Below are 23,787 nucleotides of genomic sequence, written 5' to 3' on the forward strand. Positions count from 1 at the left end.
TGGCTCTCAGTAGGAATGCCGGCCCGCCGTGGCTCCGGCGTCCACGGGGAAGATCGTGCCGGTCACCCAGCCCGATTCATCGCTGGCGAGATAGCGAATGGCGTGCCCCACGTCCCAGCCGCTGCCTTCGATCTGCAGGAACGAGCGCTTGCGGCGGACCTCGCGAACTTCCTCGGACATGCCGCGGGCGTACACCATCGGCGTGTGGACCATGCCGGGGGCGACACAGTTGACGCGGATGCCCTGCGCTCCGTGGTGCGCGGCCATCGCGCGGGTCATGTTCACGACCGCGCCCTTGGAGGTGGGGTACAGCAGGCTGGGATGGCCACCGATCAGGCCCGCCACCGAGGCGACGTTGATGATGGATCCCCTGCCTTGCTGGAGCATGTGCGGGATCGAATGACGCGCCATCAGCATCATGGAGGTGACGTTCACGCGCAGCGCCTGATCCCACTCTTCCAGATCCAGGTCGACGGCCGTGCCCTTGGGCCCGCCGATGCCGACGTTGTTGACCAGGATGTCGACGCGCCCCCACTGCTGCACGGCCTGCGCGACGGCGGCCTGGCAGTCCTCGTTGCGGGAGACGTCCGCCGCGCAGACCATGGCCTCCCCGCCCTCCTCGGCGATCATCTCCTGGGTGCGCTGCGCCCACTCCTGCACCGCGTCGATCAGCAGCACGCGGGCGCCATCGCGCGCCAGCAGGATCGCGGCGGCACGGCCGTTTCCGATACCCTCGGCGCGCGATCCCGCGCCCGTGACGATGGCGACCCGCCCCTTGAGGGAGCGGTCGAATGTGCGTTCTTTGGCTTCCATTGCAGGTTCCTCGACCTCTTCTTGTCTTCAGTGAATGGCGCGTTCCTGGCCGCCCCAGTAGCGCGTGCGCAGGGCCTTCTTGTCGGGCTTTCCCAATGCCGTCAGCGGCAAGGCGTCCACGAACTCCACGGTCTTGGGCGTGCACACCGAGCCCTTGGCGCGGCGCACGAGGTCGCGCAGTTCTTCGGCATCCACCGATGCGGCGCTGCGCTTCACGGCGATCGCCTTGACCGCCTCGCCCCACTTCTCATCCGGAACGCCAATGACGGCCACGGCTGCGATCGCGGGATGGTGCGCAATGACGTCTTCCACTTCCTTCGGATAGACGTTGAAGCCGCCCGAGATGATCATGTCCTTGCGGCGGTCGACCAGGTAGTAGTAGCCGTGCGCATCGCGCCTGGCCATGTCGCCCGTGTGCAGCCAGCCATTGCGCAGCGCCTGCGCCGTCTGCTCCGGCTGTTTCCAGTAGCCGTCCATCACCAGCGGGCTGCGCACGCAAATCTCGCCGACTTCGCCGGTGCCCACCGGCTGGTCGTTCTCGTCCAGCAGCGCCACGGTGACGCCGGGATAGGGCATGCCGGCGGAAGCCAGCGTGTCAACGTCGGTGCGGCAGTGGTCCTCCGACGTCAGGTGCAGGATGTTGCTCGGGCACTCCGTCTGGCCGTAGCTCTGGAACAGGACCGGGCCCAGCCGCGCGATGGCTTCGCGGATGCGCGCAGGCGTCATGGGCGACGCCCCGTAGGACAACATCTTCAGCGATGAGAAGTCCGCCGTGGCGCACCGCGGGTGATCCAGCAGCTTGTAGATCATCGTGGGCACCAGGAAGGCGGATCCGATCCGATGCTTTTCGACCGCGTCGATGAACTTCTCCGGATCGAACCCTCGTTGCAGGACGAACATGCCCCCGAGGGCCAGGGTGGGCACGATCATGGCGCCGGCGCCGTGGGAGATCGGCGTGGGCGACAGCACGCGGCAGCCTGGAGGCAGGCCGCGCGCGGCCATGAGCAGCACCGCCTGCATCCACACGCAGCGATTGGCCAGCATCACGCCCTTGGGCTTGCCGGTCGTGCCGCCGGTGTAGGCCAGGCGGATGACGTCCGCCGCGCCCGCATGGGAGACGAGCGGCTGCGGCGGCAGGGAGTCCGCCAGTGCCCAGAAGTCGTTGAACCCTTCGCACTCGCCGTGCGAGAACCAGTGCGGCACCGCCTTGCAGCCGGCGCGCAGCTCCGTGGCCCGCGCCCAATGCTCCTTTTCGGAGATGAACACCAGCGGCTCCGCGTCCTGGATGATGTACGCGTGGTCGTCGTAGCCGCCCATCGAATGCAGGGTCACCGAGCGCAGCCCGAGCAGGTACGCCGCGGCCATCACCACGAAGACCTCCACCCGGTTGCCGGCCAACTGCATAACGCCGTCGCCGCGCTTGAGGCCGAGCTGCTGGAACGCCGCCATCGCTTTTCCGATTTGCACGCCCAGCTGGGTGTAGGTCAGCGAGCGGTCCCCATCGACGAACGCCACCCGGTCGGGAAACCGCCCGATGGCGGAGATGATCATGTCCCCGATGGTGCCGCCCTGGTGGACGTCGGCCCCGCCATGCGTCGCAATGCCGAGGTTGCTCATTGCTTGGGCACCCCCGCGGCCTCGACGGCGGCTTTCCAGGTCGCCAACTCCTGGCGAATGAACGCGCCGAACTCCTCCGGCGTGCCGCCCTTGAGTTCGCCGCCGTTCTGGGCCGCTCCGGCCATCACATCCTTGGAACGCAGTGCCTCGTTGCCAGCGGAATTGAGCGTGCGCACGATATTCGCCGGGGTACCCTTGGGCACGACCAGACCGCCCCACGCCGCCACGTTGTAGCCGGGCACGCCATCGGCATCGATGGTCGGCAGCTCCGGAACGACCGGAGAGCGGCTCTTTCCGGAGATAGCCAGCGCCCGGATCTTGCCGGCGCGCACGAAGGGCAAGGAGGCCGACGTGGTGTCGACCATGAAGTCGACCTGACCCGCCATGAGGTCGGTCAATGCCGGCGAGCTCCCCTTATACGGCACATGCAGCGCCTCGATCCTGGCCTTGCTGCACAGGAGCGCCCCAGCCAGGTGCTGCGTGCTGCCAGGGCCGGCGGAAGCGTAGGTCAGTTTGCCCGGCTTGGCCTTGGCCAGCTGGATCAGCTCCTTCGTGGATGCCACGCCGAGGTCGTTGCGGACCAGCAGCATCATGGGCACGCGCGACGCAAAGAGCACCGGCTCGAAGTCTGCCACCGGGTCGTACGGCAGCTTGGCGAACACGTTGGGATTGATTCCGTGGACGGTGCTGGTCGTATAGAACAGTGTGTAGCCGTCGGGCGCGCTGTGCGCAACCGCGTTCGCCGCGATGTTGCCAGACGCCCCAGGGCGGTTGTCCACGACGATCGGTTGCTGCAGGATCTCCGCCATCTTCTGCGCGATCATCCGCGCGGAGATGTCGGTAGCCCCGCCGGGCGGAAAGCCCAGCACCAGGCGGATCGGCCGCTGCGGGTAGGCACCGGCGGCCCAACCGAAGGCAGGCACGACACCAAGGGCAGCCCCCAGCAGCGAGCGCCGCGTCAGCGGCGAGCCGGCAACGGAACGCTCGGATTCTTTTGGATCGGTGAATCGATTCATCATAGAATTCGGATTCTAGTCAATGAATCGTTTCATTGCGCGATTTTTTTTTGCCCTGTCGGTCGGCTCGGCGATCGCGCTGCCCTGATGTGCTGAAATGCCTTTCGATGTTGGACCGCAAGCAATCCCTTCCCCAAGATGAACGACAAGACAATTCGGCTTGAAGACGTAGCCAAGCTGGCCGGTGTGTCGGTTGGGAGTGCCTCGCGTGTTCTGAATCACGCTCCCAACGTGACCCAGGAAGTGCGGGAAAAGGTCGAACGCGCCATGAGGGCCTTGCGCTACCAGCCGAGCCACGCGGCGCGGTCATTGCGATCGCGCAGCACCAAGACGATCGGGTGCATGTTCTCCGACGTCACCAACCCGCTGTATGCGCGGGCCTTTCGTGCACTGGAAGAGAGCTTTCGCTCCGACGGCTACATGCTCCTGCTGGCCCACGGCCTGAACGATGAACAGCGCGAGCTCGAGAGCTTGCGCACCTTCCAGGAACGCGGCATGGACGGGGTGATCTGCGCACCGGGCCACGAGCGCTCACCCGAGATCGCCGCGGTGCTCAACGCGATGTCGATGCCAGTGCTGCTCTACGACCGCGAGATTCCTGGCAGTCGCGCGGATGCCGTGCTGTTCGACCATGTCGAGGGGATGAAGCAGGCATGCGGGCGGCTCTTCGAGCTGGGACACACCCGCATTGCCCTGGCGCTGTGGAACGCGGGCAGCCGGCCGGTGCGAAAGCGGATCGAGGGCTACAGGGCGGCCTATCGCGCGGCGAACCTGGAATGTCCCGATCTCATCCTGCGGCAGCCGACGCCGACCAGTTCGGTCTACGACGAATTGCTGTCCATGCTCGAAGGACCACACCCGCCAACGGCGCTGATCGCACAGGGCACCCATATCCTTGTCAGTGCACTGAGCGCGGTGGCGCACACCGGGCGGAAGGTGCCATCGGACTTCTCCGTGGTGAGCATTGGCGACAGCGACTTCGTGCAGACCCACGATCCAGCGATTTCTGCCTTGCGCACGGATGTCGCGACGGTCGCCGCGCACGCCAAAGCGCTGCTGCTCAGCCGCCTCGGAAAGGACGCCGAGGACAACGCCGCGCCGCGCAGGGTGCTCGTGCCCTACGCGCTGTTCGAGCGCGACTCCTGCGCACCGGCGCCGCAGACCGCGGTACCCGAGACGCGCATGCGGCGAGCGAGCTCGCCGAAGCAGCACTCGCAGTGACGGGGGGATACCGGCCTAGATCCGCGTCCTCACGGCCGCGGGCGACGCTGCTGCATTGCGTCGTTGCCTTCTCTTCAATGCCATTGTCCTGGCGCTGTCCGATCAACATCGCGGCAACAGTGTTGTAGAGCGAAGATCCCCGGCCGGGGGGATGGGCCGTTTCAGTCGATCAACTTCAAACCCAAGGGCAGCGCTTCGCCGAAGACTCCCTGCTGGCCTGCTTCGTCCAGCGGCACGACCTCGCGCACACGCGCAATCCACGCCGGTGGCGCACGCAACGCCTCGAGCCGGTCGATCACCTGATCGCGAAGTTCGGCAGGCAGGTCGCGCACACGGTCACCGCTCATGCGCGCGAGATTCGCCGCCGCGGCCGCCGCGCCCTCGGCCTGCTTCCAGTCCAGCGCGAGCAGGACCTTCAACCACGCCGCGGCGGCGTCGATCGGCACGACGCGGTGTGCGCTGCCATGAAAGGGCAGGCGCGCGCCCAGGCGGCCGATGCTCCACAGCGTCCACTGGCTCCGAGCTTTCGCCGTGCGGTGCTGCAACTGCGCCACAAGCCAGTCGCCGACCTCGACCTTGTGCTCGCTTGCGATGCGTTCCAGCGTCGCGCACATCCGCACCATGTCGTCCCAGCCGCCCTTGACCGGGCGCTGCATGCGCCGCAATTCGGCCGGATCGATCTCGTCGCCACGAAGGTTGATCGCGAAGTCCTCGAGCAGCCGCTGCTGTGCCGCGTCGTCGAGCCCACCGGCCACACGGCGCCACAGAGTCCACCACTCGGCGCAGACCTGGGGGTCGCGGCCATGCTGCACGCCATGCTCGTAAAGCGGCCACAGGCGCTGGATGCGCCAGTCGTCCAGCGCGTCGCCGAAGCCGGGCCGCAGGCACCAGCCGGCGAGGCTCAGCCAGACCCGTTCGTGATCGGCGGAACGGCGGCGTCCGCGGGCACGCTGCAGCAGCGCATCGAACAGCGCTCGCAGCAACCCCAGGCTCCATTGCTCGCGTTGTCCGAACAGGCCATCCAGTTGAGCGCGCAATTGCTTCACCGCCTTGGGGTCGGTGAGCCGGTCGCGGGACCCGAACACGCGATCGAGAAGGGAGACCGCGTCGGCGAAGCGCGGTGGCAATGCTTGCGCCGGCACCGCCGCCGCGCCCTCCCCGCGCAACTGGAACTCGAGCCGCCAGCGCTGGCTGGGGTCATCGTCGGCGATGCAGTGCAGGGAGAGGGTTCCCACCTCGGTCAGGGTCGACGCCAGGTGAACGGCGATCTCCTGCAGGCCTGTTCCGCGAGAGGAACGCAGCACGGTAGCCAACGGGGGCAGCGGCTGAGCGTCCAGGTCAGCCAGGTCCACCTGCGCACCGGCGGCCACCGTGCCGGATGTCGTCGCCACGAGATCGAAGCGCACCGGCTCGCCGCTCTTCAGCGCAAAGCTGCGGCCTTCGAGCAACACCTCGTGCCCCTCTTCGCTGCCGCGGGGCAGCACACATACGCCGCGCGGCGTGTCGCCGCTGGCATCCCGGACGCGAAGGAAATAGTTGCGGGCCGCGCCCGCGGCGATCTTCGGCGCCAGCCCGCGACGTGCCAGCGCGTAGGCGACGGCACCGCGCGCCACCGCGATGTCCGGGTCGGCGTTGTGCAGCGGCTTCAACGCAGCGCCGCGCCATCCCGCCAGGGTCTCGTGCAGGCGGCTCGCAATGGCATGGGCGCGGAACACGCCGCCATTGAGCAGCACCGCATCGGGCCAGGCCGAGCCCCGGTGCTGCCGAAGGAACGCAGAGAGGTGCCGCGTCACCGCCGGGTCGCTCGCGTAGGGCAAGCCGAACGTCACCAGGCCGCTTCCCACGCGTTCGCGGCGGGGCAGTTCGTCCGCGGCCACCCGCGGGAAGAACCCGTCGATGACGATGCGCTCGACTTCGTCGCGCCCCAGATCGACCGAGCGGGCGCCTCCGATCAATCGCGAGCCCGCGCCGAGCAGCGTCACCGCGACGCTATCGACCGCGTCGCGCTCCAGCAGCCGCTCCTTCGCGGCGCGGCAACGCTCGATCAGCTGCGAGAGCGCGCCGGGCGCCAGGCGCTGCCCGCCCGCGGCGGCCGCGAGCTTGCCCTCGGCACAGTGCGCGAGCGCGAGGTCCATGTTGTCGCCACCGAGCATGAGGTGGCGGCCGACCGCGACGCGTTCGAGCCGCGGCTGGCCGCCTCGCATCTCCACTCCGACGAGACTCAGGTCCGTGGTTCCGCCGCCCACGTCGCACACCAGCACGAGGCGCGTGTCTGCCAGTTCGGCCGACAGCTCGCGACGATGACGGAACAGCCAGTCGTAGAGCGCGGCCTGCGGCTCCTCGAGCAGCCGCAGCGTAGGCAGGCCGGCCCCTCGTGCCGCCTCCAGCGTCAGCGCGCGTGCGACGTCGTCGAACGAAGCGGGCACCGTCAGCACGAGCTCCTGCTCCTCGAGCGGGGCACCGGGCCTGCGGTGGTTCCACGCTGCGCGCACATGCGCCAGGACGCGCGCGCTGGCCGTCACCGGCGAGATCCTGGCTACGTCGTTCGAAGCGCCCCATGGAAGGATGGGCGCCAGCCGATCGACAGCCGCGTGCGACAGCCAGCTCTTCGCGCTCGTGACCAGGCGACCGGGCACTTGCGCGCCGAGTTCGCGTGCCAGGCTGCCGACCACCGCCCCGTCAGGGCTGCGCCCCCAAGGCAGCACCAGGTCGCCTTCGGGAATCTCGCCCGCGGCGGGCTGGTACAGCGCCGAAGGCAGGAGCGGACGCGGCGCGACCTCGCCCAGCCCGACAAGCTGTTCGATCCCGAACAGCTCGATGGCGTCGTCCGCGACAGCCTTCGACGGCGCACAGGCAACGACCGTGTGCGTGGTGCCGAGGTCGATGCCGACGATGTAAGGCGCCACCGTGACGCTCGTCTCCGGCGTCGGCGTCAGGCGCCCTCGCCGCCTTCGCGTGGCTCGCCACGCACGTCGAACTCGACCTTCCAGCGTTCGTCGCCGCTGCGTGGCACGGCTTCGAGCTCCAGCGTCCCGGCCCCGGTGACACGGGCATGCAGGCGCACGGGCACCATCTCGCCCGGTGTGCGGCCCAGCGGTGCCAGCGTGGCCGAGATGGCGTCGATCTCCCGCAACTCCTCGGGTGCCCAGGCATCCAGCACCGTGCCGACGACGTCGTGGCGCCGCACCGACGACGCGAAGAAGCGGAACCGCACCGGCTCGCCGACGACGACGCCGACCTCGAGCGACGGCAGCGCGGCTTCGGTGCCCTCCTCCATCCCGAATGGGGCAATGCACAGCGCCTGCAGCGGCGGCTCGACCCCGGGCACGGCGGGCATCGACGACTCCACGCCGACGTAATACGCGAACGCCGTGCCGCCGCGAATGCGCACGCCGCGGCCGCGCCGCACGTAGCCGTAATACGCCGCCCCACGCGCGACGGCGAGATCCAGGTCGGCCCCGGCCAACGGACGCACCGGCTCGCTGCCTTCGGCGCGCAGCCATTGGTCGAGGGTGCCGGCAACGCGGTCGGCCAGCAGTTGCGACTTGAACACGCCGCCGTTGAACAGCAGTGCGGTCGGATGGATGAAGCTGACGCCGGGCGCGCGGCGAGCCGCAAATCCTTCCAGCTCGGCCACCGCAGCCACCTGGCGGCCGAGGAAGGCGGCCAGGTGGCGCGTCACTGCAGCATCCTGGGCATAAGGCAGGCCCAGTTGCGCCAGGGCCGCGCGCACCCGGGCCACGGGGCGAGCGGAGGCTTCGACGGCCGGAAAGAAGCCTTCGAGGATGGTGGCGGCGACCTCCTCTCGCGTGAGCTCGGTTCGGATCGAGCCGCCGATCAGCTTGCTGCCGCGGCTGGGCACGACGATGGGCAGGGCGGGCGCGTCGGGATCGGCCAGAAGCTTTTCCTTGGCGCCACGACATGCATGGGTCAGGGCACGCAACTGCCATGCATCGAGTGTCGTGCCGGCGGCGGCGAGCTTGCGCGCGACCACGTGCGCGAGCGCCAGGTCCATGTTGTCGCCGCCGAGCAGGATGTGCTCCCCGACAGCGACCCGGTGCAGCTCCAGGCTGCCGTCGCGCTCGAGCACCGCGATGAGGGAAAAGTCGCTGGTGCCGCCGCCCACGTCGACCACGAGGATGACGTCGCCGGGCCGCGCTTGTTGCCGCCACTCGCCCCGTGCCGACTGGATCCAGCTGTAGAGCGCGGCCTGCGGCTCCTCGAGCAGCGTCGGCGCAGGATAGCCCGCGGCCGTGGCCGCTTCCAGCGTGAGCTCGCGCGCGGCCGGGTCGAAGGAGGCCGGTATCGTCACCGTCACGTCCTGCTCGGCGAACGGCGCCTCGGGGTGCGCCTGGTCCCAGGCGGCGCGCAGGTGTTCGAGATAGCGGCGGGACGCGTCCAGCGGCGAAATCCGCTCCAGTTCGGGCGGGGCGTCCTGCGGCAGGATGGCGCCCCGCCGGTCGACGCCGGGATGGGAAAGCCAGCTCTTCGCGCTCGACACCAGCCGGATCGGCGTCGTCGCGCCACGGCTGCGTGCCAGCTCGCCGACCACGCCGCTGGACCCGGCCTGCCATGGCAAGGTGAGTTCACCCGGAGGGAACTCGTCCGCATGCGGAAGATAGAGGAACGATGGCAGCAAGGGCTGCTCTTCGACCGTGCCCGGGGCGGTGAGTTGCGGGACGGGCAGCACCCCGTGCACGGTGACCTCGCCGTCGCTGGCGCCAATGTCGATGAATGACAGCGCGCTGTGGGTGGTGCCGAGGTCGATGCCGATGCAATAGCGTGGACCCGGCCCGGTGCCTTGCTGGGGCGCCACACTCACAGTTCCACCTCGGCAGCGGCGAGCACGCGGGTGTCATGCCCTTCGGCGAGTTGGGGCAGCCGAACCTCGGCCACACGCCAGCCGCGATGGCGCAGGCTGCCGTGGAACGGCGGCTGGCCGACCACATTGCCGGTCAGGCGCACGGCCGCGGCGTCGAATCCCGCCGGCAGCGAAACGCGGCTGCCCTCGGCCTCGTCCCGCACTGGCACGATCCGGAAATGCTCGCGCAGGACCTTGGCGCAGCCCTCGTGCACCAGGCGCGCTGCAGCGCCGACCTGGCTGTCGCTGTAGTCGGCAAGGTTCTCCCCGGCAAAGTCGATCAGGCGCGCGTCCCGCTGCAACAGGGACAGCAGTTGCAAGGCGGCGTCCGGGCTGGCTTGCTTGAAAGCCGGCTCGGCGGCTGCCGGGGCGGCCGGGGCCGGCATGGCGCCAGCGCTCGCGTCGAGAAAGCGCGCCGCGCTCTCGGGGTCGCCGAGCACGGCGAAGAACGATCGAACCGCGAGGCCGATCCGCGCAAGCAGCGAGGGCGGCTGCCTGGAAGAAGGCGTGTCATTGGACGTGGCCATGAGGTGCTCCATACCGGACGCGCAAATGGCGCCGGCGAGTGGCTCGGCCGTGCGGGGCACTTGCCGCGCCGATCATGCCACTGGAGTCACCGCTCCGGGGGGATGGCTCGACTGCGTGGGAATCGCACGGTGCTGCTCCTTTCGTGAACGCGGCGTCCCGTTCCTCGATCGTTCAGGCTTGGCGCTCTATCCTGAACGCAACATCGCCGAAAGAGCCCTCATGCCTCGCATTGTCTCCAGCGTCGCCCTCCTCCTCGGGCTGTCCTTCCTGCTGCCCGCTGCCTGGGCGGCGGTCGACCGGGCCGAAGCGGCTTCTCTTGCGCAGCGCACCGCTCCGGGCCGAGTGCTGTCAGTGGAGCGCGGCTTGCACCTGGACAACAGCGTCGTGTGGCGCATCCAAGTGCTCACCACCGGCGGCGAAGTTCGCCTCGTCGTCATCGACGCGGAAACCGGGCGCCCGCGGTAGAACGGCCGGGACTTCATCCACGAGTCACCGGCCAGACCCGCGGCCCATCTGGGCCTCGTGATCGCACGCAAGGACGTCGCTTGACAGGAAACACAGTTGCTCAGAGCTCGTCCAGGGCCGCCACCAACGCTTGCCGAACCGACGGAAATTGGTGCACGTCGCTATGCCCGGCCCCGGTTACCCGCACCAGCTGCGCTGACGGCAGCACCTCGAACAGCTTCTCGGCATGGTGGATCGGGATCAGCTTGTCTTTTTCCCCGTGGATCAACAGTACGGGGCCCAGAAGCTTCGCTGCGCAATCGAGCGTGTGGAACGGGTACCGCAGCACCCTGGCGGGAACCCACGGATAGAGCTCCGCAGACAAGGCCTTCATGCTGCTGTAGGGCGAAACCAGAAGCGTCAGGTCCGGCGGGCGGCCGTCGGCACACAGCCTTGCCGAAAGGCCGGCGGCCAGTCCGGTGCCTAGCGACTGGCCGGAGATCACCACGCGCTTGCCCTCATACATCGGCGCCACGTGCTTCCACACCGTCTCGACGTCGCAGTGCAGCTGCTCCTCGCTCACGATCTCCCCGGTGCTCTTGCCAAAACCCCGGTAGTCGAACATCACGACATCGAAGTTGGCTCCACGAAATACGTCCAGGTCCACGAACCACTTCTTCAGGTTGCCGGAGTTGCCATGCAGGAAGAAGAACACCCCGCGCGGGTTGGGCAAGCGCATTTGGACCGCGGAGAGCCGGGCGCCAGGCACGTCGACGAAGAATTCGTGCGCATCCGCGTCACTGCTGATCGGCACGTCGGGCGACAGCTTTGCGGGTTCGAACAGCAGCCGCTCCTGCCGGAAGTACAGCCAGCCGATCGCGCCGGCGTAGAGGGCGGCGGCGACCCCCACAATGGCGCCGGACAGCATTGCGTAGCCCGTGCCTCCGCGGCGCAATGATCCAGGTGGAGCGGGGGCCATCAGGACGAGCCGGCTTTCGCCCCGAGGGCAGAAGGAATAGTGCCAACGCGCTGGGCAACGGTGACCATGATCAACTGTACCCCGTTGACCGTCGGGCTGCCTGCAGCCGACGCGGCGCCTGCTCAGTCGCGGCTTCTGCCGTCGAATTGCTGTGCGCGCGTCACGGCCCCCAGTGAGCGGGCAACGAGGGGACTGAGGACGATCGCCGGACCATGAGAAAACCTGTGCGCACACCGCCGCTGGGCACGATCTTCCCAAATCCCTACCAGACAAGCTGCCGACGCAAGGCACAATCCGCCCGGTCCTGCACGGCCGCGCAGCGGCTAAACTCTATTCACACGAAAAAGCCACGGAAGGTCAACGGATGCTCGCCAGCGACCTCGAAGTCCCCATCGATCCCTATGGCTGGGACCTCTACCGCCGCAAGGTCGGCGTAGACGAAGCCGCCCTCGCCATCGGTCAAGAGTTGCAGAAGAAGCTGCACAGCGTGCAGGGTGTCCGTGCCAGCGGCAGCAAGCACGACCGCCTGGAGCAAGCGGGCCGCATCCGACAGGAGATGCACGACTTCATGAGCCGCTACGCGAAGTTTGGCGCCATGGACATGGAGTCGAAAACGGTTCTGACGCGCGTCATCGGCGCTCACTTGGACGTCAGGCTTGACATCCAGTAAATCGTTGTCCTCTCGAGAGATCCAGGCGCGGCAGCTTGCCACGACGAGTCGAAAGCGCCATGGCCGACCACGATCGCTGGGGGTCGGTACGCAGGCCTGACGGACTTCAACGCGAAGACCGGCATGGTGTTCGTTCCCAAGGATGAAGGCGCCGCGCACCCGCAGTCCCAGGCCGCCCCATGAAAATGCCCCGGTTCAGGCCCGTATGGGCCGCAGCCGCGCAGGCCGCCAGCGGCCTCGCGCACGCCGCCGGTGGCCACCACGCGATCGACGATGCCGCCATCCTGGATCCGGGACAATGCCAGGTGGAGACCTGGGTGGACCGGCACGCCGCCAACGACCGCGGCCTGGCGCACGTCGGTTCCGCCTGCCGCCTCGGCCGCGTCGAACTCGGTCTCAACCTGGACCGGACCCGCGCCCGCGCTGAGAATGACGTCTCGGCTACGGGCGTGCAGGCCAAATGGTCCCGTCCGCTCACGGACTCGCTCAGCGTCGGCCTGGTGCTCGGCGCGACTTGGCAGGACCGGGCACCTGGCTTCGCCGGCGGCACCGTGGTCGTTCCACTGACCTGGCAGCCGCACGAGCAGTGGATGGTGCACGTCAACGTGGGCCGCGATTTCCTGAACGGGTCTGCGGACAAGGATCGGGGCGGCGCCGCGGTGGAATGGGCCCCCACGCCCGCCTGGTCCTTCGTTGCCGAGCGCTTCCTTGAAAACAACGGCCAGTTCTGGCGTCTTGGGGGCCGCTGGCAGCTGAACTCGAGCGTGAACATCGACCTCAGTCACGCGCGCAGCCTGCGCGGCGACGGACCCCGCTGGTGGACCCTGGGCGCCAACTGGGTCTTCTCCCGTTGATTCTCTTGGACACGAGTGAACCGAGTGAACCGATCAAGCGCACCCACGTGCGCGCGTTGGCCCCCGTTCGAGGCGCGCGTCGTTGCCAGATACGAAAATGTGAACCAGCGACAGCCCGAGTCGGCTGGAGTTGGCCGGGAACGGTCCTCGAGCGTTTATCGCAACACGTAGCTGGCAAGCACGGCCTGTACCTCGTAGATGCTCAGACGCTTGTTGAACTGTTTCTGAATCGGGTTCGGCGACCCAGAAATCCAGATCTTCAGTTCCGCGTCCAGGTCGAAGGTCCCCGCAGTCTCGACACTGAAATGGGTGATGCTCTTGTACGGGATGGAGTGGTACTCCACCTTGCTTCCCGTGAGTCCTTGCTTGTCCACCAAGACAAAGCGCTTGTCGGTGAAGACAAAGTAATCCCTGATCAGCTGATACGCGTGCTGGACGGACTCACCAGGCGCCAGGATCTGCGCGAATTCCGTGCTGAATCTTGGCTGCGTCCACCCTGGACGCGTTCCCCAGCATCCCATCGAGAAGCCCCATCTCACCTCCTGTTGGTGAGATGCGGTTATACCGTACGTCTACCTTCCTTCGCGCCTTCGCGCCACTTCGCGGGAGAGCCATACCCGCTCTCGACCCCAAGCGGCCGGGGGCTCACGCCCGTGCACCATCGCAAGAGCGAACAGGGTTTAGAACGAATCGGGCAGCAGTCTTAGCGGCCCGCGGTATTCTGCGAGCATCTCAAGGGGGCAATGATGTCAAGCGATTGGAAGCGCCGCGTCAGGCTGTTTGTCCAGCGCTTCTGGCAGCCGACCAGCGCGTGCATGACGTGCATGCCGGGTAGCTGGGGCAATCTCCTGAGTCTTGCCCACTGGACAATTGCACTGCAGACCGGTCTGGCCACTGGAATCTTGGCCGTGCTCCTGACGTTCACACCGGCGGCCAAGCTCTACGCGAACCGATATGGCAATTCACTGGTGGTCGGCTGCCTGACGATGTTGGGCGACGCCTACTCGCACGCAAATCATTACGACATCCCTTTTGCCGAGGCCATCGTGACGGGTGTGGTCTCGGGTCTGCTCACGCTGGCCGGCTCTTACCTCTTTGAAGACCGCGCCCGACGACTTCGGGCGATATGGGCGAGGATTTCAGGATAGCCAACGCCGCCGGTGCTGCAGAGGGCACTCCTCAAGGAGCACGACAGCTATGGCCCCTAACCAGCCCACGCAGGAGGCGCCATTGAGAACCACTGCTCGCGAGCTCGCACATGGCCCAGGACCATCTCAGCGAACAGAGATTCCGTGAGGCGGGTAGCATGCCGCGAATGTCACATCTTCCTTTGGGGCACTCATGTCTGAAAGCGTGAAAGATCTCGCCAATCCATTCATCGATTTGGCGAACCGATTGGCGGCGGAGGGGAACCCGGTCCACATGGTGGCCGGAGGGTTCCTGTACGCTGCGGCGCGATATTCGGCATTCGTCACCTTGCTGGCCGAAGAAGAGGGCCAAGCTCGTTCGCGCGACGCACAAGTGGAGGTTGTGGTGAGCGCATTTCGCGCAGACCTGCTCAAGCACCTGAACCAACGCCCGATCGGCTAAACGCTTCTTCGGCGTCGACGAGGAAGCGCGCCAGCGGCCGCAGCAGGTAGGTGTCCCCAACCTTCCGGCCGCTACCGATGTTGAAGCCTGAGGAGGACAAAGCTGCCGTCGGCAAGGCCGGTATTGAGGCCGGCTCCCCACCGCTGGCCACCTTGACGAAGTCGAATGCGCTGTAGAAGCCATTCAGATCCGGCCGGCAGTAGAGTTCGATGCTGCCCACTCGCGCCAGCACCGGATGCGCCGTCACGTCACGCATGATCCTCGCTCCCAATCCGGTGCCCCGGTATGCAGGCTCGACCAGGCGCCCCTGGGCCTGCCCGATTGGTTCATTTCGATCCCGCTCGACTTGAGGTCTTCGGGCTGCCCTGACCCGGCATCTAGCGCATGCCCAACCGCTTCCGAGCGCTCAGGTGACGCTCGCCAGTGCCCGCTGTGGCCGGGAGCGGACCCTGCACTACTCACGCGTCACGCCGCGTCGCGCAAGACGGGAGTGCCTTCCTTGCGAGGGCGCGACGTCAGCCGCGCACCGCCAGAAGCCGGGCCATGGCAGCCAGGTGCGCGTCCCTGAGGACTTGCGGCTTCACCTCGTCTTCAGCGGCCGATTCGTTCTCCTGGTTCTGCACCGCTGCACGCATCGCTTCCTCGTTGCGCCAGACGATCACATCCTTCTTGGGGCACATGTGCCTGAGCGTGTGGTACCAGTAGTACCCGTCTGCCCCGCCGAACAGCTTGTCGATGCCGGCGAGGTCGTTGGACTTGATCCGATGGTTCTGCAGGATCTCGTCCAGCAGCTGGTGGGAAAGGATGAATGGAATAGGAATGTCTCGCGGCGTACTTCTCAGGGCGCGCATTTTACGAGCGCGGGCGCTGCCGGCCTGCGGAGCGGCGCACGCATTGCAGGTCCGCTCCTGGCCGAACTACTCTGCCCTCCCGTGACCTCTGCTTCAGGGGCAAGAGCCAAGCGCGACGGCAGTGATCGACCCCACGCAGACGCGGCAAGGCGGAGGTGATCACCTACAGCGCTGCGACCGGGCCGCAACTACGATAGGACGAATCACGTGAGATGCCCATGCCCGACCTGAACAACGCCGATCCGACGCCGCCCGACGAGGTGAAAGCCAAGCTGGAGAGATCGGCGGAGGAAAGCCGCCAGCTCGATTCGCCTGCGCGCACGAACGAGTCGACGATCCAACCGGAGAAGCCGGAGAAGGACATACTCGAGGGGTTCCACGGCGGCTGAACGACAACCTGGCCAGCCGCCTCAACAGGTCTCGGGAATCACCCCGCCGCCTGCGGCGACTCCGCGAAGCGGGGAAGCTTCTCGTCGAGACACACCCATGGTTGCGCACTCGACGTCCAGATGTCCAGCATCGGCGCGAACGCGGAAGCATCATCCAGCGTAGGGAATCGGATCGACGTGAACTGCGCGTTAACTTCGCTTTGCGTGAACAGGGGCGTGCCGCAGTCCCCGCAGAATCCGCGAGTCGTCATCTTCCCGCTGCTCGCACGGGTTGCGTAGGCCTTCGGACTGCCGGAGATCTCGAGATCCGCCATCTTGACGACGATGCCGGAGGCAAAAGGAGCCCCGCTCGCACGCTGGCAATCGCTGCAATGGCAGTTCAACATCGCAACGGGCTCACTCGCGCACGTGTAGCTGACCGAGCCGCAGGCGCACCTGCCGGAGAAGCGTGGATTCATGTCGCTGATTATCGGAGCGGAATCAGGCGCGATGTCTGCTCCTGGCCGGCCGCACGTTCACTGCCCCGGGAGGCGCCTCAGGGTCCGGTTACGGTGGTGCCGCCCGCCGTGGCGACGTACTTGTGCCCATGGCGGCGATAACAAGCTGCGAAGAGCCCGACGAAGCCTACGATGATCCCCAGTACGGCCGTAGGATGACTCAGAAGTTCCATGATGGTTTGCAATTCGCGTACTCCGGGGCATGAACCCATTCGGGGCGCCGAAGGCCAATCCTTCGGCTACCAGGTAATGTCAGGGTCCACCGGGCGGCGAGCCTCTGTGGGACGCATCGTATGCGCGGCCCATTCGGTGCCCACCCCCCAAAGCGGGGGGAAACCGGATGCACAATTGCTGAGCAGGTTTGATCAATTGCCGAGGTCGAAGCCCCGAGTGGACGTCGCCAGAGCCGATCACCGGGTCCAAGTCACGGCACGAGCACGCGTGCCAGTTGCCGCAAATCCTCGTCCGGAGGCCCGTAGCTGACCAGCCGGATGCCCAGCCCCCACCCGGCCGCCTGTTCCAGTGCACGCCAGATCGCAGCGTCGATCCAGCCGATGTCATTTCCGAATGCTCCGCCACCGAGCCGTGTGAGGAACACCCGGTTGCTCCCCCCACGCGCTGCACTGAGCCAGCCGGCCCGCAAGGTGGCTTCGTAGGCGGCTTCGAGGACCAGCGTGGCGAAGCGACTCCACAGCTCCGGGACCGCGATGCGGTTGTAGCTGACCGGCAGGGCCGAGCAGAAGGCCTGCGACACCGTCGGACCGGGCTCCACGTCCGTCAGCCCCACGCCCCAGTGCAGCCCGATGCGCAGGAGGCAGCGCAGCTGGTCGATCGTGTCATCGTCGGCAGCGGCCAGATGCCGATCGATGCTGGACAGTCCCTCCCGGGTGAACAGGGCATAGCCGTTTTTCATCCGCCAGAGGCGAGCGTCCTCGTTGCCGAGCGCCTGGCCGAGATCGCCCAGGCAGTCGATCTGGCGCTCGCGCGTCTGCCCTATCGTGCCGTCCGGAAAGCGGACCAGGTAGTTCCGGAAGATGGTGGCCGCCCCGGCCGCGATCGCGCACGCAGGTCCCTGGGTGTGATCCAGTTCATAGCGTGCGACACCGTCTTCGGGCGCCACGTCCGGGTGGACCATCTCCAGCAGGTTGAACTGGGAGGCCACCTGGAACAGCGCGCCGGCATTGGCCGGATCGGCGTGCAGCTTGCGGACATCGCCTTGCTCGATTCCAACGCTGGAGCGGCCCGACTGCGCCAGGTGGGCCGTGCGCGCCCGCAGTTCGCCGAGGCTGGGTGTTTCCAGTGAGCCCACGGCAAACGTCCTGCTGCTGGCCTCGGAGGTCAACTGGCCCAGCACCACGCGCAGGCGCCGCTGCGTCTGCGCATACGAGGTCTCCGGGAAGCCGGTGATCGCTTCGAACCAGTTCACCGACTCGTCCCGCGCGGCTGGTACCGCCTCACGTAGGTCTCCTGTGCCGGCGTCTCGATGGCGCCGGGGCGTACCTCGCGCACCCTGCGGATCGCCACATCGGCGCGTTCGCCGAGCTCGATCAGCAGGAAGGCCGCCACCATGCCCGCGCGGCCCAGGCCGCCTTTGCAGTGGACGAGGACCTTGCCTCCCTGGGCTATCGTGGCGAGCAGTTCGGGAAGCTCCGCGTGCCACTGCTTCTCGAAAGCGACGGACGGAACGTTGACGTCCACGATCGGGAGATGCAGCCACCGCATCCCACGCCTTTGCACCCTCTCGCCTAGCGGCGCGACCTCCAGGGCCTCCAACTCGAAGGCCTCGATCAGTGTCAGGACGACCCGTGCGCCCCAACGCTCGATGGTGTCGAGGTCGGCCTCCAGGTCGCGCTGCCAGACGTGGCCGAACAGGCTGGGGCCGCACTTCCCCGGGCAGAACGTGATGCCGATGCCGCCGCCGCCCGGCGTCGACAGTTCGGCGATCTGCAGCGGATGGGTGGTGCTCGATCTGACCTGCACGCGGACCTTTTCAGAACACGGTTGGAGTCACTATCGTAGTGCATGCGTTGGTTCGGACTGACAGGTATCCATCATCCGCGCCGCGTCAACCGTTCGCATCGACCTGGAATGCGCGCGCGGGTGAAATCGGATCCCGACGTATTGGAGGTCTGACCGATTGGCGGGGGAACTTGACAGCTCACTGACAGCACGTGCCCCCTCGTCATGGGGGGCCGCACTCCGGAACTTGAATCGCGTCACCGTGTCCATCCAGGTGCTCTTGCGTTCTCGCCGCGCGAGCTGCGCTCGACGCTCATCCCGTGGGCCGGCTCCTCAAGAAGAAATGATGCAGCGAACACCGAGCCCTTCATCGTCAGTTTGAACAACCCACGCTGGCCGCCTGAAGTCGAACAACACATCGAAAAATGGACGATCTCGAATATTGAGCACGCTTGCCATGTTCCATCAGGTTCCAGGATCCCACACGGCTGAAGCGACGGAAGGCGCGCTCTGCACGAACTGCCATTTGAAAGGCATCTGCCTGCCCGTCGACCTCAAAAGACAGGACGTGCAGCGCCTGGATGCTCTGAAGATCGATCGGCGCCGCGTCAAGGAGCGGCAGCATCTGTACCAACCCAGTGACGAGGTTCGGGCAATTTTCGCAGTGCGCCGCGGCACGTTCAAGAGCGGCCGTCGGCGGCAGGACGAGACCGACCACGTGACCGGCTTCCACCTGCCTGGCGAACTCCTCGGTCTCGACGGCTTGGCCGGCCACGAGCACATCGGATTCGCCACGGCGCTCGACGACGCCGAGGTCTGCGCGATTTCGCACGCCCAACTCACTGATCTGGCATCCGGCACTCCAGGCCTTCAGCGTGTGATCCCCCGCCTGCTGGGGCGTGAAGTCGTGCGACAGCAGGAGCTGTTGGCACTCTTGCGCGGAAAGTCCGTCGAAGAGCGACTCGCTGCCTTCCTGGTCGACATTTCGCTGCGACAGCAGGCGCGAGGCTGCTCTCCCACCGAGATCCACCTGCAGATGTCGCGCGCCGATCTTTGCAGCTACCTGGGCATGAAGCTGGAAACGGTCAGCCGCATGTTCACGTTGCTGCAACGACGAGGGTTGCTGGTGGTCGACAAGCGCCACGTTCAAATCGTGGACCTTGAAGGACTCAAACTCGTCATCGATCCGGTGCGCATGCACTGAGGCCTTCGACAGCACCTTCGAGACACGAGCAGTTGCCCGGTATGCACACGAAGACGGTGGAAGCACGACGGCCATGGTCTGATCCTGCTCATCGGCAGGTCGCCAAGGCGGAGTTACCTGGCTTGACCGGCGCCGCCACGGCGGTCGCATGAAAACCCGCACCAGGATTGGCAGCGATGGCGCCGAGTACTTCCAGTTCATCGCGCCCAATGGCGCGGTCTATGAGGCGACCCGAGCAGACGCGCAGTCCGCTTGGGTGGTGTGCTTTCCCGGGGGGCAGTTTCGGCTCTTCGGCAACCGCAACGAGGTGCATTCCAAGATCATCCGGAAGGCCCACCAAGCGCCCGGGAGCATGAACGCAAGCTCTTCGTGACGCATCTCACCGCGCCTCGCGGCCGCACCCGCCACCAATGCCGGGTGGGGGATTCCGCAACTTTTTCCTGCAGACTGCGCAGCGGAAAAGGAAACCAGAGATGTCGACCATTCGCTTGCTCGTCGTCGAGCACCACCCCCTGTTCCGCCGGGGATTATTGGCCCTTCTAGCGGGCTGTCACAGCGTCGAAGTGGTGGGCGAAGCGGTCGACTCCACCGAGGCGGTGCGCGCGGCCGGCGCCCTGCATCCGGACATGATCCTGCTGAACGACCACCTCCCCGGGGTCAGTGGCATCAACCAAACCCTCCTGAAGCTGAGTGCGGCCGCGCCGCACGCCAAGCTTGTTCTGCTCGCATCCAACGAAGAGGGGCCGCACCTGGACGCGGTCTTCCAGGCTCGCGCCAACAGCTACCTGGCCAAGACCATCGAAGGCGACATGCTGCTCGGTGTCATCCATCGCGTGATGCGCGGCGAATTGGTGGTCAGCCCCGAGCTCCTGCCGCGCCTCGTTTCCAAGCTGCGCAACGCCGACATGCGGGACGAAGCGCCTGCGAGCGGCGAGCACACCGAAGATCTCCAAGGCACCGACCGGCTCTCCGCGCGCGAGCAGGATGTGCTGCAGCACGTAGCCCGCGGGTTCAGCAACAAGGCAATCGGGCGCGCACTGCACATTTCCGACGCCACGGTGAAGGCCCACCTGACGAATATCATGCGAAAGCTAGGCGTGAGCTCGCGCGTGCAGGTGGCCATAGTCGCCCACGCCGGCCACGGCTGGACCGGAAGCAGCCCTCCTTCCTCCGGACACTTCATCCAGTAGCCCGCGTGAGCCAGCGAGCCATTCTTCGCAGGTTCGAGCCGCTGCAGCCAGCATGAACTCGTCGCTGCGCCCCGCTTGAGCCGCGGCTATCGAGCCTCGAGACCGTTCGAGTGGGCGAACAATCCCACCTTACTCCGTTCCTTGCGCTCGAGACGCGAGCGACGCCGGCGACGCTCTACATCCTGACTTCCGCTCTTGGGGCGGACCCTGCCCTCCGTGACCCGTGCTTCACAGCGGAAGAACGAAGGGCGAGGGCAGCAATCGACGCTCAGCAGCTACTCGTCTGCCGGGGCGAATTGCCGGATCATGCCGCATGACCGCTTCCCATCAGTCACGCTGCACCTGGGCACAAGGCGACGACGCGCTCATGGTGCGCTATCGCGACGACGAATGGGGCGTGCCTCAGCACGATCCGCGCATGCTCTGGGAAATGCTGGTGCTCGAGGGGTTCCAGGCCGGCCTTTCCTGACGAACCGTCCTGCACAAACGCGAAGCTTTCAGGAGAGCTTTCGCCGGATTCGCGCCGGAGAAGGTGGCGCACTTCGGAGAGAGACAGACCTCGCAGTTGCTAGCCGCCCCCGGCATCATCCGCTCGCGCGCCAAGATCGAAGCTGCGATCGACGCGGCCAGGATCTATTGCGCCATGCGTGAGGCCGGCGACGACTTCGGAGAATTCTGCTGGTCCTTCACCGGCGGCGCCGTGCTCGTGGGCGACGGCCGGCACCCGCCAGCGAGCACGCCGAAGTCAGGGGAAGTGTCGAAGGAACTGAAGCGCCGCGGCTTCAAGTTCGTCGGCCCGGTGATCGTCTATGCCTGGATGCAGGCGGTCGGCATCGTCAACGACCATTCTCTCGACTGCTTCCGCCGCAACTCCCATCCCTGAGGCTGACAGCGGGACGGGCGCATCTGGCCGTGAGCGGTATTGAGAGCCGCTTGTCACAATAACTGATCCATGCGCCGGTTTCACCCACCACTTCCATGGCCATCGGGCTGCCGCAGGCCTCTCTGCGCCTGTGTGGCGCCACAGTCCGTAAGCACGACGCCGCCAGGTCAAGGGGCACCCTGTGTACGGGGGGCATCATTTCGCGAGCCGCACGAGGTGCTCGGCGTGCACGGCGCCCGGGCGCAGGGCAAGGTCTCGCCAGACGCGTGTGGCTGGTCAAACCGCGCGCGGGCGATGACCGGCCCCGTGAACCGTCGCACAATGGCGGCGTGATTCCAGCCCTGCGCGATTTCCTGCGCGCCCTCACGGCGCCGCCCGGCAACTCCGGTCCAGCCGGGATGACCAGCGAACTGGCCACGGCCGTCCTGCTGGTGGAAACGATGCGCGCCGATCAGGGCATGCAACCGGAAGAGCGCGCGGCGGTGCTGCGAATCCTCAACGAGAAGTTCGCCCTGGCCGAGGCCGATGTCCAGGAACTCCTCGCCGCGGCCGAGGAACGGTCGCGACAAAGCAGCGATTTCTTCTCCTTCACCTCGGTCCTGAACGAGCGCCTCTCGCATCCTCAGAAGATCGAGGTGATCGAGCTGATGTGGCGCGTGGCTTACGCGGACGGCAGCGCGGACGCGGGCGAAAGCCACGTCATCTCGAAGGTCGCCGGCCTGCTGCACGTGACGCACGGCGAATACATCGCCGCCAAGCTGCACGCGCAGCAGGGTGCCAGGCCGCGCGGCGGCTGATCGCTCGGTTGCCCCCGCACCGATGATCCACGGAACCTCCGCGCTCGCCCTGGCCGTCCTCGTATCGGTCATCGCCCTCTTGGCCGTTCGGGCGCAAGGGGTGCGTGACGCGGCGCTGCCCGATGCGCTGCGCGCGCTTTCCGGCCGATGAAGTGGCGCGCAAGGGGTGTCGCCCGCCGCGATCTGTTCGCGGGGGGCTTGGCACTAATGGCGCAGATCGCCGCGGGGCAGGCGCAAGCGCAGGCGCCGCTCGTGGAGGCGGCGGCGCGCGGTGACCTGGCGCGCCTGCAGGCGTTGCTGCGGGGCGGGGCGGACATCGAGCAGCGCAACGCCGGCGGGCGCACGGCGGTGCTCGCGGCCACGGCGGGCAATCATCTCGAGGCCGTGCGTGCCCTGATCGCCCGCGGTGCCGACGTCAACGCGCAGGACCGGCAGCGGGACAGCGCGTTCCTGCTGGCGGGCGCGAGCGGCTTCACCGAGATCGTTCGCGCGACGCTGGCCGCCGGAGCGGATCTGAAAAGCACCAACCGCTACGGCGGCACGGCATTGATCCCGGCCTGCCACCACGGCCACGTCGATACCGTGCGCCTGCTACTCACGACACCGATCGAAGTCGACCACGTGAACAACCTCGGCTGGACCGCGCTGCTGGAGGCGGTGATCCTGGGCGACGGCGGGCCGGCGCATACCGAGATTGTCCGCATGCTGATCGAGCACAAGGCTGGCGTGAACATCGCGGACCGTGACGGCGTCACGCCGCTGCAGCACGCCACGCGGCGGGGGCAGCAGAACGTCGCTCGCCTGCTGGCGAAGGCAGGTGCGCGCTAGCTAGCTCGCCGACGCCGCGCCTCCGCAGAAAGTCAACCTCTCGGATCGCTCCAGGATCGACGATCTCGATGTGAGGAAGGGGTGGAGGACCCCTGAATTTCCAATCTGACCGAGATTTCAGACAGCCTCGGCCGGCTGCTGCCGCTCGAGAAGCAGGCCCCCGCTACCGCCAAGGCGCACGCCTGCTGAGCCAAGGCCGACGGCAGTTGCAGGCGGGGCACGACAGGACGCATCTCGTCCGCCAACGGTGAGCTCCAGTTCATTCGTCACCCGGAGGTTGTTCCCGCTTCGTTCAGGTAGGGGGCGCTACCCTGAACGCCACATCATCAAAAGAACCCTCATGCCGCGCATCGCCCTCTCCAGCTTCGCCCTCGCCCTCGGGCTGTCATTCCTGCTATCGACTGCATGGGCGGGGGTGGGCCGGGACGAAGCGGTTTCTCTTGCGCACCGCACGGTTCCGGGCCGTGTGCTGGCCGTGGAGCGCGGCCTGCATGTGGACAACAGCGTCGTGTGGCGTATTCAGGTGCTCACTGCCGCAGGCGAGGTCCGCCTCGTCGTCATCGACGCGGAAAGCGGGCGGCCTCGTTAGAACGGCA

At 66.9% G+C, this 23,787-nt stretch carries 26 protein-coding genes and 1 pseudogene; 14 read left to right on the forward strand and 13 right to left on the reverse strand.

Annotation, left to right across the window (positions count from 1 at the left end):
- Positions 1 to 6: 6 nt before the first annotated feature.
- From JJ685_RS03205 to JJ685_RS03215, 3 genes are read right to left on the reverse strand one after another with little or no spacing between them, the layout of a single operon-like run.
- Positions 7 to 813 carry an SDR family NAD(P)-dependent oxidoreductase gene (locus JJ685_RS03205; RefSeq protein WP_201672716.1) on the reverse strand — a complete coding sequence of 269 codons (807 nt, stop codon included), beginning with the start codon at positions 811 to 813 and terminating at the stop codon, positions 7 to 9.
- 27 nt (positions 814 to 840) lie between these two features.
- Positions 841 to 2,430: an AMP-binding protein gene (locus JJ685_RS03210; RefSeq protein WP_201672717.1), complete on the reverse strand. Its 1,590-nt coding sequence runs from the start codon at positions 2,428 to 2,430 to the stop codon at positions 841 to 843.
- Entirely contained in the window at positions 2,427 to 3,446 is a 1,020-nt protein-coding gene (locus tag JJ685_RS03215) for a Bug family tripartite tricarboxylate transporter substrate binding protein (protein WP_201672718.1), read from the reverse strand. Before JJ685_RS03215 ends, JJ685_RS03210 begins: the two co-directional genes overlap by 4 nt.
- Positions 3,447 to 3,584: 138 nt before the next feature.
- Between JJ685_RS03215 and JJ685_RS03220 the strand changes: the two genes are divergently transcribed.
- Positions 3,585 to 4,667, forward strand: a complete 1,083-nt coding sequence (locus JJ685_RS03220; protein ID WP_201672719.1) for a LacI family DNA-binding transcriptional regulator — start codon at positions 3,585 to 3,587, stop codon at positions 4,665 to 4,667.
- A gap of 161 nt (positions 4,668 to 4,828) precedes the next feature.
- Here JJ685_RS03220 and JJ685_RS03225 read toward each other — a convergent pair whose 3' ends face one another.
- From JJ685_RS03225 to JJ685_RS03235, 3 genes are read right to left on the reverse strand one after another with little or no spacing between them, the layout of a single operon-like run.
- Complete coding sequence (locus JJ685_RS03225; protein ID WP_201672720.1) at positions 4,829 to 7,573, reverse strand: Hsp70 family protein; 2,745 nt, start codon at positions 7,571 to 7,573, stop codon at positions 4,829 to 4,831.
- 26 nt (positions 7,574 to 7,599) lie between these two features.
- Positions 7,600 to 9,489, reverse strand: a complete 1,890-nt coding sequence (locus tag JJ685_RS03230; RefSeq protein ID WP_408015447.1) for an Hsp70 family protein — start codon at positions 9,487 to 9,489, stop codon at positions 7,600 to 7,602.
- Positions 9,486 to 10,055, reverse strand: coding sequence for a DUF2760 domain-containing protein (locus JJ685_RS03235; protein ID WP_201672722.1), 570 nt, complete (start codon positions 10,053 to 10,055; stop codon positions 9,486 to 9,488). The genes JJ685_RS03230 and JJ685_RS03235 overlap by 4 nt, the downstream gene beginning before the upstream one ends.
- A gap of 178 nt (positions 10,056 to 10,233) precedes the next feature.
- On the opposite strand from JJ685_RS03235, the gene JJ685_RS03240 reads away from it, so the two are divergent.
- A complete protein-coding gene (locus JJ685_RS03240; protein ID WP_201672723.1) occupies positions 10,234 to 10,521 on the forward strand; it encodes a PepSY domain-containing protein in 288 nt (95 codons plus the stop codon).
- Positions 10,522 to 10,621: 100 nt separating this feature from the next.
- Here JJ685_RS03240 and JJ685_RS03245 read toward each other — a convergent pair whose 3' ends face one another.
- The gene (locus tag JJ685_RS03245; protein ID WP_201672724.1) at positions 10,622 to 11,428 is read right to left on the reverse strand and encodes an alpha/beta hydrolase; all 807 of its coding nucleotides are present in this window, start codon (positions 11,426 to 11,428) and stop codon (positions 10,622 to 10,624) included.
- 415 nt (positions 11,429 to 11,843) lie between these two features.
- On the opposite strand from JJ685_RS03245, the gene JJ685_RS03250 reads away from it, so the two are divergent.
- Together JJ685_RS03250 and JJ685_RS03255 are read left to right on the forward strand one after the other, a co-directional pair.
- Entirely contained in the window at positions 11,844 to 12,149 is a 306-nt protein-coding gene (locus JJ685_RS03250) for a hypothetical protein (RefSeq protein ID WP_201672725.1), read from the forward strand.
- Positions 12,150 to 12,328: 179 nt separating this feature from the next.
- Positions 12,329 to 13,003: a hypothetical protein gene (locus JJ685_RS03255; protein ID WP_201672726.1), complete on the forward strand. Its 675-nt coding sequence runs from the start codon at positions 12,329 to 12,331 to the stop codon at positions 13,001 to 13,003.
- 155 nt (positions 13,004 to 13,158) lie between these two features.
- Here JJ685_RS03255 and JJ685_RS03260 read toward each other — a convergent pair whose 3' ends face one another.
- Complete coding sequence (locus tag JJ685_RS03260; protein ID WP_330901694.1) at positions 13,159 to 13,542, reverse strand: PH domain-containing protein; 384 nt, start codon at positions 13,540 to 13,542, stop codon at positions 13,159 to 13,161.
- A gap of 207 nt (positions 13,543 to 13,749) precedes the next feature.
- On the opposite strand from JJ685_RS03260, the gene JJ685_RS03265 reads away from it, so the two are divergent.
- Positions 13,750 to 14,151: a hypothetical protein gene (locus tag JJ685_RS03265; RefSeq protein WP_201672727.1), complete on the forward strand. Its 402-nt coding sequence runs from the start codon at positions 13,750 to 13,752 to the stop codon at positions 14,149 to 14,151.
- Positions 14,152 to 14,344: 193 nt separating this feature from the next.
- Entirely contained in the window at positions 14,345 to 14,593 is a 249-nt protein-coding gene (locus JJ685_RS03270) for a DUF3144 domain-containing protein (protein ID WP_201672728.1), read from the forward strand.
- Here the strand turns inward: JJ685_RS03270 and JJ685_RS03275 are convergent.
- Together JJ685_RS03275 and JJ685_RS03280 are read right to left on the reverse strand one after the other, a co-directional pair.
- On the reverse strand, positions 14,562 to 14,849 hold the full coding sequence (locus JJ685_RS03275; protein ID WP_201672729.1) for a hypothetical protein: 288 nt from the start codon (positions 14,847 to 14,849) through the stop codon (positions 14,562 to 14,564). The genes JJ685_RS03270 and JJ685_RS03275 overlap by 32 nt on opposite strands.
- 259 nt (positions 14,850 to 15,108) lie before the next feature.
- Positions 15,109 to 15,444 (reverse strand): hypothetical protein, encoded by a 336-nt coding sequence (locus JJ685_RS03280; protein WP_201672730.1) that lies wholly within the window; start codon positions 15,442 to 15,444, stop codon positions 15,109 to 15,111.
- A 218-nt stretch (positions 15,445 to 15,662) separates the two neighbouring features.
- Here JJ685_RS03280 and JJ685_RS03285 point away from each other — a divergent pair, with 218 nt between their 5' ends.
- On the forward strand, positions 15,663 to 15,833 hold the full coding sequence (locus JJ685_RS03285) for a hypothetical protein (protein ID WP_201672731.1): 171 nt from the start codon (positions 15,663 to 15,665) through the stop codon (positions 15,831 to 15,833).
- Positions 15,834 to 15,871: 38 nt separating this feature from the next.
- Here JJ685_RS03285 and JJ685_RS03290 read toward each other — a convergent pair whose 3' ends face one another.
- From JJ685_RS03290 to JJ685_RS03300, 3 genes are all read right to left on the reverse strand, one after another.
- Complete coding sequence (locus JJ685_RS03290; RefSeq protein ID WP_201672732.1) at positions 15,872 to 16,291, reverse strand: GFA family protein; 420 nt, start codon at positions 16,289 to 16,291, stop codon at positions 15,872 to 15,874.
- A gap of 463 nt (positions 16,292 to 16,754) precedes the next feature.
- Positions 16,755 to 17,756, reverse strand: coding sequence for a hypothetical protein (locus JJ685_RS03295; RefSeq protein ID WP_201672733.1), 1,002 nt, complete (start codon positions 17,754 to 17,756; stop codon positions 16,755 to 16,757).
- Positions 17,753 to 18,310 (reverse strand): cyclin-dependent kinase inhibitor 3 family protein, encoded by a 558-nt coding sequence (locus tag JJ685_RS03300; protein WP_201672734.1) that lies wholly within the window; start codon positions 18,308 to 18,310, stop codon positions 17,753 to 17,755. The genes JJ685_RS03295 and JJ685_RS03300 overlap by 4 nt, the downstream gene beginning before the upstream one ends.
- Before the next feature lie 421 nt (positions 18,311 to 18,731).
- Between JJ685_RS03300 and JJ685_RS03305 the strand changes: the two genes are divergently transcribed.
- The 7 genes and pseudogenes from JJ685_RS03305 to JJ685_RS03335 all read left to right on the forward strand — a co-directional run bounded on the left by JJ685_RS03305 (position 18,732) and on the right by JJ685_RS03335 (position 23,780).
- On the forward strand, positions 18,732 to 19,493 hold the full coding sequence (locus JJ685_RS03305; RefSeq protein WP_201672735.1) for a helix-turn-helix domain-containing protein: 762 nt from the start codon (positions 18,732 to 18,734) through the stop codon (positions 19,491 to 19,493).
- A gap of 148 nt (positions 19,494 to 19,641) precedes the next feature.
- Positions 19,642 to 19,866, forward strand: coding sequence for a hypothetical protein (locus tag JJ685_RS03310; protein ID WP_201672736.1), 225 nt, complete (start codon positions 19,642 to 19,644; stop codon positions 19,864 to 19,866).
- Positions 19,867 to 19,966: 100 nt separating this feature from the next.
- Positions 19,967 to 20,683 carry a LuxR C-terminal-related transcriptional regulator gene (locus JJ685_RS03315; RefSeq protein ID WP_201672737.1) on the forward strand — a complete coding sequence of 239 codons (717 nt, stop codon included), beginning with the start codon at positions 19,967 to 19,969 and terminating at the stop codon, positions 20,681 to 20,683.
- Positions 20,684 to 20,996: 313 nt separating this feature from the next.
- Positions 20,997 to 21,566: pseudogene (locus JJ685_RS03320) on the forward strand (DNA-3-methyladenine glycosylase I).
- Positions 21,567 to 21,832: 266 nt separating this feature from the next.
- The gene (locus tag JJ685_RS03325) at positions 21,833 to 22,363 is read left to right on the forward strand and encodes a tellurite resistance TerB family protein (protein WP_330901695.1); all 531 of its coding nucleotides are present in this window, start codon (positions 21,833 to 21,835) and stop codon (positions 22,361 to 22,363) included.
- 207 nt (positions 22,364 to 22,570) lie between these two features.
- Positions 22,571 to 23,191: an ankyrin repeat domain-containing protein gene (locus JJ685_RS03330; protein WP_236598664.1), complete on the forward strand. Its 621-nt coding sequence runs from the start codon at positions 22,571 to 22,573 to the stop codon at positions 23,189 to 23,191.
- Positions 23,192 to 23,531: 340 nt separating this feature from the next.
- A complete protein-coding gene (locus JJ685_RS03335; RefSeq protein ID WP_201672739.1) occupies positions 23,532 to 23,780 on the forward strand; it encodes a PepSY domain-containing protein in 249 nt (82 codons plus the stop codon).
- The last annotated feature ends 7 nt before the right edge of the window (positions 23,781 to 23,787 follow it).

The sequence above is a fragment of the Ramlibacter monticola genome (genome assembly GCF_016722785.1).
Taxonomy (GTDB): Bacteria; Pseudomonadota; Gammaproteobacteria; order Burkholderiales; family Burkholderiaceae_C; genus Ramlibacter; species Ramlibacter monticola.

Coding starts and splice junctions, on each gene's coding strand:
- JJ685_RS03205 (WP_201672716.1), bottom strand. CDS start 813: ATGGAAGCCAAAGAACGCACATTCGACCGCTCCCTCAAGGGGCGGGTC.
- JJ685_RS03210 (WP_201672717.1), bottom strand. CDS start 2,430: ATGAGCAACCTCGGCATTGCGACGCATGGCGGGGCCGACGTCCACCAG.
- JJ685_RS03215 (WP_201672718.1), bottom strand. CDS start 3,446: ATGAATCGATTCACCGATCCAAAAGAATCCGAGCGTTCCGTTGCCGGC.
- JJ685_RS03220 (WP_201672719.1), top strand. CDS start 3,585: ATGAACGACAAGACAATTCGGCTTGAAGACGTAGCCAAGCTGGCCGGT.
- JJ685_RS03235 (WP_201672722.1), bottom strand. CDS start 10,055: ATGGCCACGTCCAATGACACGCCTTCTTCCAGGCAGCCGCCCTCGCTG.
- JJ685_RS03245 (WP_201672724.1), bottom strand. CDS start 11,428: ATGCTGTCCGGCGCCATTGTGGGGGTCGCCGCCGCCCTCTACGCCGGC.
- JJ685_RS03250 (WP_201672725.1), top strand. CDS start 11,844: ATGCTCGCCAGCGACCTCGAAGTCCCCATCGATCCCTATGGCTGGGAC.
- JJ685_RS03255 (WP_201672726.1), top strand. CDS start 12,329: ATGAAAATGCCCCGGTTCAGGCCCGTATGGGCCGCAGCCGCGCAGGCC.
- JJ685_RS03265 (WP_201672727.1), top strand. CDS start 13,750: ATGTCAAGCGATTGGAAGCGCCGCGTCAGGCTGTTTGTCCAGCGCTTC.
- JJ685_RS03270 (WP_201672728.1), top strand. CDS start 14,345: ATGTCTGAAAGCGTGAAAGATCTCGCCAATCCATTCATCGATTTGGCG.
- JJ685_RS03275 (WP_201672729.1), bottom strand. CDS start 14,849: ATGCGTGACGTGACGGCGCATCCGGTGCTGGCGCGAGTGGGCAGCATC.
- JJ685_RS03280 (WP_201672730.1), bottom strand. CDS start 15,444: ATGCGCGCCCTGAGAAGTACGCCGCGAGACATTCCTATTCCATTCATC.
- JJ685_RS03285 (WP_201672731.1), top strand. CDS start 15,663: ATGCCCGACCTGAACAACGCCGATCCGACGCCGCCCGACGAGGTGAAA.
- JJ685_RS03290 (WP_201672732.1), bottom strand. CDS start 16,291: ATGAATCCACGCTTCTCCGGCAGGTGCGCCTGCGGCTCGGTCAGCTAC.
- JJ685_RS03310 (WP_201672736.1), top strand. CDS start 19,642: ATGAAAACCCGCACCAGGATTGGCAGCGATGGCGCCGAGTACTTCCAG.
- JJ685_RS03315 (WP_201672737.1), top strand. CDS start 19,967: ATGTCGACCATTCGCTTGCTCGTCGTCGAGCACCACCCCCTGTTCCGC.
- JJ685_RS03330 (WP_236598664.1), top strand. CDS start 22,571: ATGGCGCAGATCGCCGCGGGGCAGGCGCAAGCGCAGGCGCCGCTCGTG.
- JJ685_RS03335 (WP_201672739.1), top strand. CDS start 23,532: ATGCCGCGCATCGCCCTCTCCAGCTTCGCCCTCGCCCTCGGGCTGTCA.